At 65.8% G+C, this 12,455-nt stretch carries 11 protein-coding genes; 2 read left to right on the plus strand and 9 right to left on the minus strand.

The window, feature by feature from the left end; translation table 11 throughout:
* Positions 1-6: 6 nt before the first annotated feature.
* Both yegQ and NFG58_RS09085 read left to right on the plus strand, forming a co-directional pair.
* Positions 7-1,323 (plus strand): tRNA 5-hydroxyuridine modification protein YegQ, encoded by a 1,317-nt coding sequence (gene yegQ / locus NFG58_RS09080; RefSeq protein ID WP_124804681.1) that lies wholly within the window; start codon positions 7-9, stop codon positions 1,321-1,323.
* A 98-nt stretch (positions 1,324-1,421) separates the two neighbouring features.
* Positions 1,422-1,832, plus strand: coding sequence for an SRPBCC family protein (locus NFG58_RS09085; protein ID WP_045990888.1), 411 nt, complete (start codon positions 1,422-1,424; stop codon positions 1,830-1,832).
* A 63-nt stretch (positions 1,833-1,895) separates the two neighbouring features.
* Here NFG58_RS09085 and NFG58_RS09090 read toward each other — a convergent pair whose 3' ends face one another.
* The 9 genes from NFG58_RS09090 to NFG58_RS09130 form a co-directional block, all read right to left on the minus strand.
* A complete protein-coding gene (locus tag NFG58_RS09090; RefSeq protein ID WP_348828025.1) occupies positions 1,896-3,401 on the minus strand; it encodes a diguanylate cyclase in 1,506 nt (501 codons plus the stop codon).
* A 310-nt stretch (positions 3,402-3,711) separates the two neighbouring features.
* Positions 3,712-3,948: a DUF2789 domain-containing protein gene (locus NFG58_RS09095; protein WP_045994332.1), complete on the minus strand. Its 237-nt coding sequence runs from the start codon at positions 3,946-3,948 to the stop codon at positions 3,712-3,714.
* A gap of 98 nt (positions 3,949-4,046) precedes the next feature.
* Positions 4,047-5,093, minus strand: coding sequence for an asparaginase (locus tag NFG58_RS09100; RefSeq protein WP_124804683.1), 1,047 nt, complete (start codon positions 5,091-5,093; stop codon positions 4,047-4,049).
* Positions 5,094-5,136: 43 nt separating this feature from the next.
* The gene (locus NFG58_RS09105) at positions 5,137-6,366 is read right to left on the minus strand and encodes an MFS transporter (RefSeq protein WP_045994330.1); all 1,230 of its coding nucleotides are present in this window, start codon (positions 6,364-6,366) and stop codon (positions 5,137-5,139) included.
* 82 nt (positions 6,367-6,448) lie between these two features.
* Positions 6,449-6,949 carry a hypothetical protein gene (locus tag NFG58_RS09110; RefSeq protein ID WP_045994329.1) on the minus strand — a complete coding sequence of 167 codons (501 nt, stop codon included), beginning with the start codon at positions 6,947-6,949 and terminating at the stop codon, positions 6,449-6,451.
* 119 nt (positions 6,950-7,068) lie between these two features.
* Positions 7,069-8,415 (minus strand): DEAD/DEAH box helicase, encoded by a 1,347-nt coding sequence (locus NFG58_RS09115; RefSeq protein WP_124804684.1) that lies wholly within the window; start codon positions 8,413-8,415, stop codon positions 7,069-7,071.
* A 218-nt stretch (positions 8,416-8,633) separates the two neighbouring features.
* Positions 8,634-9,215 (minus strand): ABC-type transport auxiliary lipoprotein family protein, encoded by a 582-nt coding sequence (locus NFG58_RS09120; protein ID WP_124804685.1) that lies wholly within the window; start codon positions 9,213-9,215, stop codon positions 8,634-8,636.
* Between the two features lie 82 nt (positions 9,216-9,297).
* Positions 9,298-10,986, minus strand: a complete 1,689-nt coding sequence (gene pqiB, locus NFG58_RS09125) for an intermembrane transport protein PqiB (protein WP_108133774.1) — start codon at positions 10,984-10,986, stop codon at positions 9,298-9,300.
* On the minus strand, positions 10,983-12,398 hold the full coding sequence (locus NFG58_RS09130) for a paraquat-inducible protein A (RefSeq protein WP_239452601.1): 1,416 nt from the start codon (positions 12,396-12,398) through the stop codon (positions 10,983-10,985). The genes pqiB and NFG58_RS09130 overlap by 4 nt, the downstream gene beginning before the upstream one ends.
* Between the last annotated feature and the right edge of the window lie 57 nt (positions 12,399-12,455).

Raw genomic sequence — 12,455 nt, forward strand, 5'->3', positions numbered from 1 at the left:
GCCTGGATGAATGCCCCTGAACTACTGTCACCGGCCGGCACCTACCGGCATATGCGCTTCGCCTTCGCCTATGGCGCCGATGCGGTCTATGCCGGTCAGCCGCGCTACTCACTGCGTGTACGCAACAATGACTTCGGCCTCGACAACCTGACCCGAGGCATCGCTGAGGCCCAGGCGCGTGGCAAGCGCTTCTACGTGGCTTCCAATATCGCTCCGCACAATGCCAAGCTCAGGACCTACCTGAAGGACATGGCACCGATCGTCGAGGCGGGGCCGGATGCGCTGATCATGTCCGACCCTGGCTTGATCATGATGGTGCGTGAGCGTTGGCCTGACCAGGTGATCCATCTGTCGGTGCAGGCCAACGTGGTCAATCACGCGGCGGCTCGCTTCTGGCAGTCCCAGGGGATCTCCCGGGTGATCCTGTCGCGAGAGCTGTCGCTTGAGGAAATCGCCGAGATCCGTGCCGAGTGCCCGACCCTGGAGATCGAGACGTTCGTTCACGGTGCCCTGTGCATCGCCTATTCCGGGCGCTGTCTGCTGTCGGGCTACTTCAACCGGCGCGACCCCAACCAGGGCACCTGTACCAACGCCTGTCGCTGGAACTACCGGACCCACCCGGCCGGCACTGACGCCTGTGGCGACCTGATCCCGGCGCAGGACGTGGCACAGGGCCGGGAGGAGCGCTCGGCGCTGATCGAGGACCCACAGCGGCCTGGCGAACTGATGCCGGTGTTCGAGGACGAGCACGGTAGCTACATCATGAATTCCAAGGATCTGCGCGCCGTTCAGCACGTGGCGAGGCTCACCGAGATGGGGGTCAGTTCGCTGAAGATAGAAGGGCGAACCAAGTCGCCCTACTATGTAGCACGTACCGCCCAGGTCTATCGTCGTGCCATCGATGACGCCGTGGCCGGGCGCCCCTTCGACATCGGGCTGATGGATGAGCTCGAAAACCTGGCCAACCGGGGGTATACCGAAGGCTTCTACCGACGCCACGTCCACGACGAGTACCAGAATTACGAGCGTGGGCACTCGGTGGGCGTTCACCAGCAGTTCGTCGGCCAGATCCTGGGACAAGCGCCATCAGGTTGGCTGGATATCGAGGTCAAGAACCGCTTCGAGGTCGGCGATCGCCTCGAGCTGATGCTGCCCTCCGGCAACCGTCGTTTCACCCTTGAGGCGATGGAGGCGGGCAACGGCAGCGCGCTGAAGGTGGCGCCCGGGGACGGTCACCGGGTAAGGGTCAAGCTGCCGGGGGAGTCGCCGTCGCCCGACGAGTTCGAGTTCGCTCTGTTGCTGCGGGACCTGCCGTCAGCCTGATGATAGGCACGTCTTTACAAGGGCCTGGGGAACCGGGATGCTAGGCTCCGTAGCAGCCTTACCTTGGAGCATCCCTCAGGCAAGGAGTCGGTCTGGCCATGCCCACCATCGAACACAGCGCCACGCTTCCCGCGCCTCCCGAGCGCGTCTTCGCCCTGCTCGAAAAGGTCGAGGATTTCGCCGACTATTCGGATCTGATCACCGAGATCGAGCCGCTCGGGGACGATCGCTATCGCTGGCATGTCCACGCGGTCGGCATGGACTGGACCTTCGAGGTGCAGGTGACCGAGAAGTCGCCACCCAGCCGACTGGCCTGGGAGTCGATCGACGGTGTGCGCAATCAGGGCCGCTATGAACTCGAAGCGGTCGATGAAGGTACCGCGGTCAGCCTGATCGTCGACTACCAGATCCGCAATCGGCTGGTCGCCAAGGCGGTCAATCGCGCGGCTCGCCCGCTGGTCGCCAAGGTCAGCGCCCAGATCCTGGAGCGGGTCGAGGCGCGTCTCTAGCGAGTGCCTTGGCGTCTACTGCCGCGGCGTCTGGCAGAGATCTTGTTCTGATCAAGTGCTGCTTCAGGGTGTTTCCCCGGCGCGCTCCTGCAGTTGTTGAGCTTGACTGATGCGGGCACGGCCGGCCTGCTTGGCCTGGTACATCTGCAGGTCCGCCTTTTCCACCAGCGACGCTGCGTCGATGCTGTCCATGCCGGGCTGACATTGGGCGATGCCGATGGAGGCGCTGACGTAAAGGGGGCGCTGGTCGACCTGGGCCATCGGCTGCTCGGCAAGCCACTGCTGTAGCCGCTGCGCGACCCGCAAAGCTCCTGGCTCCGGCGTGTTCCGCAGGGCGATGACGAACTCCTCTCCGCCGTAGCGGGCCGCCAGGTCCGACTCACGGATGGCGTCACGCAGGGTAGCGGCGACATTGACCAGCACGATGTCGCCGAGTCGGTGGCCGTAGCGGTCGTTGAGCGGCTTGAAGTGATCCAGATCGAGAAATAGCACCGACAGAGGCTTGTCTCGCGCATGGGCGTCCTCGAGCATCTCCTCGAGGCGCCGTTCCAGCGCGGCGCGATTGGCGAGACCGGTGAGGGCATCGGTGCTGGCGCGCACATCCAGCGCCTCATTGTCGCGTTGGAGCGAAATCAGCTGGTCCTCACGATGGTGCAACCGCTCGGCCAGGCTCATGGTCAGCCCATGCAGGCGCTGCTTGCCGGCGACCAGCAGGCGTTCGATATCCTCATCTGCCGACAGCGAGGTGGCGAGAAAATCCGGCAAGGTCTCAAGGCGACTCGCGAGTTCATCGACAAGACGTGCCTGGGCATTGCCGTCCATGTTCATGCGTTGCTGAAAACGATGAAGCACGGCGGGGATGGCGTCGCTGTTGTCGTCCAGACAGCATCCGGCCAGTTCGTCGGCGAGCTCCAGGCAAAGGCCGTCGAGCCATTCGTGGTGACGCTGGCCTTCCGGCTCGAGAGGGCGCTGAAGGAACAGGTTGGTGGGCAGCTGCCAGCGCCGTGCCAGCCAGCTCGACGCCTGGTCGCGGTCGCAGCCAAGATGCCGGTGTTCCAGAGCCAGGCGCTGTTCGCGGGTGGCGGCCTGGGCGGTCAGCTCGAAGTAGTTCGGGTCCAATGCGTACAGCAGCAGTACCCCGACCTCGCGTAGCAGGGCGCGCGTCGACAATTCGCCCGGATGGCGGGGATTTACCACCTTGGCGATGGCCGGAATCAAGTGCGCGGCTGCGAGGGTGCGTCGCCAATAGTCGGCCAGGGGGCCGCGGGTCGCGTCGCGCACCAGGGTGAAACCCAAAAGCGCGGTGAGGGTGCCATCGATACCGAGGCGTGTCACCGCGTGCTCGCAGCAGATGACGGGATCGCAACCGCGGCGATAGTAGGGGCTGTTGGCCAGCCGCAGCAGCTGCAGGCACAGGGCCGGGTCACGGGACAGCAGGGTCGCGAAGTCGGTCAGCGGCGCGTCGTGATTGCTCGCCAGTACCAGCAGCTCGGACACCACGGCAGGCAGAGAGGGAAGACGCGTGGCGGGCTCGAGCCGCGCTTCGATATCAGGGGGAAGACAGGTCACGTCGAAAAGGCCATCGATTGTCGTTGTGCGATTGGTGTCAGGGCCGATCCATCGGCCTGATAGTGGCGCGAGCCGCCGACATCAGCGGCTCGCGCAGCTTGTAAAGGACTTGTCCGAAGAGTCGACGAGCGCAGCTACTTTTCAGACGAGCCCCAGGCTTTATACGAAAAGTTGACGAGCGATGGTTAGACAAGGCAAAAATCGGTGAGAAAGCGCAGTTTACGAGGTGTAAATGAGCATCTTGACCCGATTTTTAACGCCGTATTTCCGAGCGCAGGCACTTTTCGCACAAGCACTTTTCGCACAAGCCCTAGGGTTTGCGCAGTGAAGCGTCCAGATGATCGACCACCTCGGCCCAGTCGGCATCGGCCTCGATGGCTTCGCGCAGAAATTCCGACTGTCCCTCGTTCCAGCAGGCCGCATCGGGCAGTTCGACCCCCTCCGGAATCGGCGAGTTGCGATCGATGAATCGTTTGATGGCTTCCGGCTCGGATGCCAGGCCCAGCTGTTCAAACAACTCGCTGAAGGGGTGATCCGGGTGTTCCATGAGCAACTCCTTGTCATGACGGGGACTCCCTAACCTTACTCCATCATCGCCCCTTGAGTGTCAATAGAGCATAAAATTGCTCCGTGACCTGTGTGATGTCAACCTCGTTCTCCGACCAGCGGAGTTCGAAACAGCCGACGTCTCTGTTCCTGCGAGAGGGGCAGCGACAGCAGATGCACCAGTTTGGTATAGGCCGACTCAGGGGTCATGTCGTCGCCGGATACCACCTCGGCGTCGGCCAGCATCTTGCCGGCAGCGTAGTGTCCGATGTCGATGGTGCCGTGTGGGCATTGGCTGATCGCGACCAGTAGCTTGCCCTGGCCACTGGCCTCTGCCAGCACGGCGCCAAGCTCGGGGTCGTCAGGTACATTGCCGCCGCCCCACACCTCGATCAGGGCGCCCTTGACGCGGTCATCACCCAGCCAGGCCGCCAGCTGCCAGGGTTGAATGCCCGGCCACAGGACCACCCGCACCACCTGCTCTCCCAGGCCATGATAGTCGCCGAGCTCGTAGCGGGGTGCGCCGCGCTGCGTAGCCTCGAGGCTGTGCTCGCGATGCAGCCGGAAGTCGTTGCCGTGGCGCTTCCCCAGCAGGTCAAGGTTGGGGCTTTCGAAGGCATCCGGCTCGCGAGTGTGCCACTTGCGAGCCCGGCTGCCCCGCAGCAGCTTGTCGCCAAAGCTCACCGCCACTTCCTGCAATTCAGGCATGGCGGCGTAGCGCAGCGCGCTCTCGAGATTGTACAGGGCGTCACTGTGCTGCTGGGCCAGCGGCGCCATGGAGCCGGTCACCACCACCGGGCGATCGATGCCCTGAAGCTGGTAGGCCAGGCTCGAGGCGGTCCAGGCCAGGGTGTCGGTGCCGTGCAGCACGACCACGCCGCGATGGCGATTGGCCTGCTCGGCGACAAGCGCGGCCAGCCGGGCCCAGTCCTCGGGACGGGCGCCGCTGGAGTCGATGGGTTGGTCGACCTCGATCCAGGTAAAGGGTGGCAGAGCGGTCCTGCGATCGTCGGGTAGTGTGGCCAGGGCGTCGCGCACCCGGGCTTCCATGTCGGGGCCGGGGGCGAGGCCTGAGGGGGTGTCGATCATGCCGATGGTGCCGCCGGCGTAGATCACCAGCACCGGGTCCAGGGGTGAGTGGGTCATGGGTGGGCTTCCTGCACAAGGAGTGAAGACACGAGTGACAGTATCAGCGTGAGCCTCGGCGAGGCGCGCAGCGGGTGATGACGTTATCGTCGGCGTCGAAGCAGAGCTGACGCTGACGACCGGCGAACCAGGCGAAGCTGGCGGCGGCGGCGGCGATCCCCATCAACAGCCAGGCGATGGCGGTGATCGGTGCCTGCAGGTCAAGCATGATACCGACGCTCAAGGGGCCCAGGGCGGCCAGGGCATAGCCGCCACCCTGGGCCAGTCCGGACAGGCGGCCTGCCAGACGCGAATCGGCGCTGCGCAGCACGATCAGGGTCAGCGCCAGGGAGAAGTTGCCGCCCTGGCCGAGCCCCAGCAGTAGTGCGCCGAGGTAGCGCAGGGAGGTGTCGGCCATCAGCAGGATCCACAGGCCACTGGCGGTGCTGGCAAGGACCAGCAGCAGCGCCGGGCGCTGATCGCGACCGAAGCGGGCCAGCCAGGGTGCCAGTAGCGCAGAAATCAGCTGGACCATCACCGACATGCCCATCAACAGGCCGGCCTCGGCCTCGCCGATGCCGCGCTGCATCAACAGCGTCGGCAGCCAGCCGAAGACGATGTAGGCCAGCGACGATTGGGTGCCCATCAATAGCGCCACCTGCCAGGCCAGGGGCTGGCGTAGCAGGCCACGGGTCATGCCGGTGCCGGGGTCACCCGCCATCCGCGGGGTAGCGGCGGTGCGCGGCATGTAAAGCTCCCAGGCGATCAGCGCTGCCATGGCCAGCAGCGACCAGGCCGCCAGACTGCGTGTCCAGCCACCCAGCAGGTCGCTCAGGGGAATCGCCAGGCCGGCGCCCAGGGCGCCACCCAGACACAGGGCCATGGTGTAGACCCCGGTCATCAGGTCGGCGCCCCGGGGCAGCTCGCGCTTGACCAGCGCCGGTAGCAGGGCCCCCGATACACCGATACCGGCACCCACCAGCAGGGTGCCGGCGTAGAGCGCGAGGGGACTTCCCTGCCAGCGCAGCAGCAGACCGCTGGTGATGACCACCAGACCCAGCGACAAGGCGCGTTCCGGGCCGTACTGGCGCGACAGGCGGGGCGCCAGCGGAGCGAACAGACCCAGGCACAGCACCGGCAGGGTGGTCAGGGCACCGATGGCGCTGGGGGACAGGCCGGTATCCTGCTGCACACGGGCGAGCAGCGGGGCAAGCGAAGAGAGTGCCGGTCTCAGGTTGAGGCCGACCAGTACCATCAGCACCAGAAAGCGCCAGGGCAGGGACGTGACCTTCATCGGGGGCTCCAGCGGGTGGACCACCGCAGCGGGGAAGGCGCGCCGCCGGAGGCGCAGGCCCCGCGGACGGCGGCCTGTACGGTTATTTCAGGAAGCGACGCAGATCGCCACGCACCTGATCATTGAAGGTCAGGAACTGGCTGTGGCGATCGCCGTCGACGCCATCGATGCGCACGGCGGTGGCCATGCCCTTGTCGACCAGTAGCTGGTCGTAGATCTCCAGGGTGATCTTTTCGACCGGGGTGTCGCCGGGGGCGCACTGGCCATTCTCCAGGCGGAAGGTCTCGAGCAGGCTGGCGCGTACGCGAGTGGCACCGCCTTCGGCCAGCACGCGACGCACGAACATCCAGCCTTCGCAGGTCAGTGCCACGCCGTCATGGTCGCGCAGGTAGAGGGTGCGATAGCAGGCCCCCTGCTCGGCGCCTTTCTCTGCCATGCTGCGGTAGGCCTCGGTCATGCGAGCGGCACTGACCCGCGCCTCGTCGATCTTGGTCTGGGCGCCGCGATGCTCGTTGTCGAGTTGCGCCTGCTTCTGGAAGGCCCGGAAGCGGCGATATTCCTTGATCAGTTCTGGAGATGCCATATCGCTGTCCTGCTGAGATGGAAGGGGGCGGCAAGCCGCCCCCCGGATTGCTCTTGTCCAGCCGCTCGGGGCTCTGCCTGCACCGACGCTCAGGGCTATGCCTGAGCCGATGCTCGAGCTTATGCCTGTCCCTGGCGGTTGCCCTGGCCGGAGCGCCTGCGCCTGCGACGTGCAGGCTGCTCGCCATTGCCGTTGCGGGCATTGCCGCCGCCACCGCCACCGTCACCACGTCGTCCGTTGCCGCGCTGGGAGCTATTGTTGCCACCCTGGCTGCGGCGCTGACCACCACCGCGCTTGTTGCGGCCGTTCTCGATGGGCTCCGGCTTGGCGTTGGGGTCGGGCTCGAAGCCCGGTTCGATGCGCTTCTCGAGGTCACGCTTGATCATGCGCTCGATGTTCTTCAGCAAGCCATGTTCATCGACGCACACCAGCGAGATGGCCTGGCCTTCGTTGCCGGCACGGCCGGTACGACCGATGCGGTGGACGTAGTCCTCGGCGACGTTGGGCAGCTCGAAGTTGACCACGTGGGGCAGTTCGTCGATGTCGAGACCACGGGCGGCGATGTCGGTGGCCACCAGAACCTGCAGCTCGCCGGCCTTGAACGCCGCCAGGGCGCGGGTACGGGCTGACTGGCTCTTGTTGCCGTGGATCGCCATGGCAGAGATGTCGCGCTTGTCGAGGTGCTCGGCCAGGCGGTTGGCGCCGTGCTTGGTGCGAGTGAACACCAGCACCTGGAACCAGCGTTGGCTAGTGATCAGGTGTGACAGCAGCTCGCGCTTGCGTTCCCGGTCCACTCGGTAGACGGCCTGGTCGACGGTCTCGGCGGTGGTATTGCGGCGTGCGACCTCGATCATCTCCGGGCGGTCGAGCAGCTTGTCGGCCAGCGCCTGGATCTCGCTGGAGAAGGTCGCCGAGAACAGCAGGTTCTGACGCTTCTCGGGCAACAGCTTCAGCACACGGCGGATGTCGTGGATAAAGCCCATGTCGAGCATGCGGTCGGCTTCGTCGAGCACCAGGATCTCGACGCTCGACAGATCCACGTGGCCCTGCTGGTGCAGGTCGAGCAGGCGGCCAGGCGTTGCCACCAACACATCGAGACCGGGCCGCAGGGCGTCGATCTGGGGCTGTTGTCCGACGCCACCGAAGATCACGTGGTGACGCAGTGACAGGTGCTGACCGTAGTCGCGCACGCTCTCGCCGACCTGGGCGGCGAGTTCACGGGTGGGCGTGAGCACCAGGGCACGGACCTGGCGCTTGGAGGGGCGAGGGCCATCGGCCAGGCGCTGCAGCATCGGCAGGGTAAAGCCCGCTGTCTTGCCGGTGCCGGTCTGGGCACTGGCCAGCAGGTCACCACCCTTGAGTACCGCGGGGATGGCCTGACGCTGAATCGGAGTCGGGGTGTCATAGCCTTGCGCCGTGACGGCGCGAAGCAATTCGGCACGCAGGCCGAGATCGGAAAAACTCATGCAAACTCCAGCACGCACGCACTCGCTGGACGCCACCGTTCTGATGGCGTCGGTCCCGGACAAGGCGTGGGGAAAAATTCGGTGACCGCTCTAGCGGGGGACCCCCGTCACCGTTGCGGGCATGATGCCAGATTTGCCGGCCCGGCGCATCGGCGGGGGTGAAAAGAAGTCGGGCCGGCAGAACCTTGATGAGGGGCGCGGAGGCGTTGTCGAGACGCTCAGGGAGCGACACGGACCCGGGCGGCGATATCATCGGCCACCTGATCCCAGGTGCGCCCCAGCGCCCGTACCAGTGCCGAATAGCCGTCGCTGTCCAGCGACTCGGTGGCCTCGAAGCTGTCGCTGTCCACCACCTGGCGCTGGCTGTCACGCAACAGCCACTGGCCCGAGGCCACGGCGTAGCCGTCATAGTGGCCCTGGAAGCGGTCGACGCTCAATTCCAGCGTCAGGGCGTTGCCGCTGTCGCCGGACAGGAGCACCCGGCGTCCAGGCAGTCTGGCCTCCAGGCGGTCGCGTAGGCCGCGTTCGAGTTGCTGTGCCAGCGGTGCCGCCCATTGGTGGGACTTGGCCTCGTTCAGCGAGATGTCGTCGAGTTGAAGGACGATGCCTTCGGCCTCGAGGTAGTTGGCGAGCCTGGGTGTGGACACCAGCAACGGCGTTTCGTCGGCGCTGGGGACCCGGGCATCGCTGCTGCCTGCATCCGAGGGCAGCACATAGTGGTTCATGGGGGCGGTGCCGCTGGCGCAGCCGCCCAGCCACAGCGCCAGCAGGGGAACACACAGGCGATGTATCGGCCTCATGGAGAACTCCTTTCCGGTGAGGTCAGTGTTGTCGATGCTTCCGTCTATCCCGCCCGAGTCCGCAGACTCGGGCGGGAGGCGATCAGCGCGGTGCCCGCGGGATCGGGTCCTCGGTCTGGATGCTGTCGAACAGCAGCGCGCGGGGATCGTCGCTGATCTTGCGAGCGGCCGGCTGCAGGTCACGCACCAGACGTTCGACCTCGTTCAGGGTGCGGGTCAGGTCCTGGTAGACGCTGGATTCCGGCGACAGCCCGTCGAGGGTGCGGCGCAGCTCGACCAGGGTCTGGTTGAGGTTGCCGGGCAAGCCCTGGGTCTCGGGGTTGTCGAGCAGACTGTTCATGCTCTGCACCAGTGAGCGGGCCTGAGTCAGCATCGCCTCTGAGACCTGAAGGTTGCGGTCGAGTCCCGACAGGATAGGCTCGATCTCGAGGCGGTTGAGCTTGTCGAGCAGGGCGGTGACCTGGGCCTGGATCTGGGCAAGGCCAGCCGAGGCGGTGGGGAACACCGGGCGGTCGGCGAAGGTCTCGGCCAGATACTGGCCCTGCAGCTCTTCGTCGATCTTGAGGTCGACGAACAGCGCCCCGGTCAACAGGCTGCCGCTCTTGAGGGTCGCGCGCAGGCCACGCTCGAACAGCCGGTCGAAGCGCTCACGCCACTCCTGCAGATCCAGCTCATTGGCGCCGATGCCCAGACGCTGGGGTTCGATGCGGATCAGCACCGGGATGGCCAGCTTGTCGCGGTTTTCCGGCTGGGGCGAGGTGAAGTTCCAGGGGACGGCTGCCACGGTACCGATGCGCACGCCACGGAATTCCACCGGGGCTCCGCGGGACAGGCCGCGTACCGTATCTTCGTTGAGCAGCACGTACTCGAGATAGCGATTGAAGGTACCCTGGCGGGCGGCCTCCTCATCGGCATAGAGTTCGTAGGAGGCGTCCTCTTCCGCCTCCTTGCCGGCGGGAACATCGTCGGGCACGCCAAAGGTGACGCCGCCGCCGAGCAGCGCTTCCAGCGACTCGACCTGCACCTGAAAACCGTCGGAACCGAAGCGCACGTCGATGCCGCTGGTGGCCCAGAAGCGGGTGTTCTCGGTGACCAGGGTGTCGTAGGGGCTCTCGATGAAGATGCGGTGGTGCATGCTCTGGGTGGAGACATCGAAGTCGGCCTCCTCGACCCGTCCGACGCTGACCCCCTGGAAGGTGACGGCGTCGCCGACGCTGAGCGAGTTGCCGACCTGGCTGACCAGGTTGAGGCGCAGCCCCTGGGCGCCAGGTGGTGCCACCGGAGGCTGGTCGCTGACGTCGAATTCACGGGCATCCACCTCGCTCTGACCCGGCTCGAGCTGGATATAGGCACCGGAGAGAACGGTGCCGAGTCCGCTGATACCCTCGCGCCCGATGCGCGGCTTGACCACCCAGAAATGGGTGTCCTCGACCAGCATCTTCTCGGCCTGGGGTTCCATCTGAGCGGTGATCTCGACGCCGGAGAGATCGTCGCTGAGTGCTACCGAGGTGACCTTGCCGACCTCCACGTTACGGGTCTTGATCAACGTCTTGCCGGCCTCGATGCCGTCGGCGGATGGCAGGTGCAGCGCGATCTGGGGGCCGCGGCTGGCGTAGTTGTCGTAGACCAGCCAGGCGCCGATCAGCAGTGCCACAAAGGGCACGATCCACACCGGCGACAGCCGTTTCTGCTGGGTCGGCGCGGCGCGGTGCATGTCCTTGCTGGACGGCGCTGGCGGGTTGTCGGGGTGGCGCTTATCGGCGTCACTCATGGTGTGCTTCCTTGTTCATCCGGCGCAGTGCGATGGGGTGAAGGGGCGGCGTCGGACGCCAGGCCCGAGTGGTCGCCGTGCAACCCGTCATTATCCGGGGAGTCCATCGGGTTGCAGGGATCCTCGCTGCCGTCCCACAGCAGGCGAGGCTCAAAACTCATGGCCGCCAGCATGGTGATGATCACCACGCCACCGAAGGCCAGCGCAGCGGGGCCAGGATCGATCGACATCAGCGCACCGGCGCGGATCAGGGCCACCAGGATGGCTACCACGAAGACGTCGACCATCGACCAGCGTCCGATCAGTTCGGTCAATCGGTAGAGCCGCGCTCGCACCACCGAGCGCATGCCCGGTGCCCGCGGCGCCACCAGGCACAGCCAGACCAGCGCCAGCAGCTTACCGATGGGCACGATGACGCTGGCCACGAAGATCACCAGCGCCACCGGCCAGGAACCGTGGCTGACCAGGTAGATGACACCGCCGATGATGGTCTGCGGGTCGGAGCTGCCTAGGCTGGTGGTGTACATGATGGGATAGACATTGGCGGGGATATAGAGCACTGCGGCGGTGAACAGCAGCGCCCAGGTGGTCTGCAGGCTGCGCGGCCGGCGGGCGTGCAGCTTCTCGCTGCAGCGCACGCAACGGCCATGGCCCTCGCTGTCCAGGCAGTTGATCAGCCCGCAGGTGGGGCAGCCGGTGAGCCCCTGGGAAGCCGCGGTCTCGCCGGTGCGCGTGCCCTCCGGTGCCAGCGGCTCGCCGCTGAGCGAGAACCACAGCCAGTCCTTGTCCAGTGACAGGGTCGTCGCCAGCAGCAGGATGGCGTAGGCGATAAAGGCCCAGAACGACGGTCCGAGGGAAATTTCGGCAAGTCCTGCCACCTTGATCAGCGCCACCATGGTGCCGACGATAAAGACGTCGGCCATCAGCCATGGCGCGATGTGGGAAAGTCCACGGGCCAGGGTGCGGCTATAGGGCAGACGGCGGGGCAGCATCAGGCTGATCTGCAGCCACACCACCGTCAGCAGATAGATCGCCGGCAACACGATGATCGACATCAGCACCACCATGGCGACGATGGGCTGGTGGTGCTCGAGCATCTGGGTGGCGGTCTGGGCCACTTCTATTTCGTTGCCGACGCCACGCGTACTGAAGCCGATAAACGGAAAGGACAGGGCCAGCGCCAATGCCACCAGCGATGCCAGCGACAGCGCCAGGCTGCGCTGGGCGGGGAAGGCATGACGCTTGACCAGGTCGTGACCACAGCGGACACAGTCCGCTTCTTCACCGGGACGCAGCGGCGGCAGCGCCATGATCCAGTCGCACTCGTGACAGGCACGCAGGCGCCGGCGCGACCTGATGCGCACCTCGGGGGGAGGATGCTGGGTGACGGAGGCGTTGCGGATCCGTTCCAGGGGGCCACGTACGGGGGTCGTCACAGTGGTAGGGGGACTCCGGTCTTGAAAGAGGGT

Origin of the sequence: Halomonas sp. RT37 (assembly GCF_040070525.1) — a bacterium.
Lineage (GTDB): Bacteria > Pseudomonadota > Gammaproteobacteria > Pseudomonadales > Halomonadaceae > Halomonas > Halomonas litopenaei.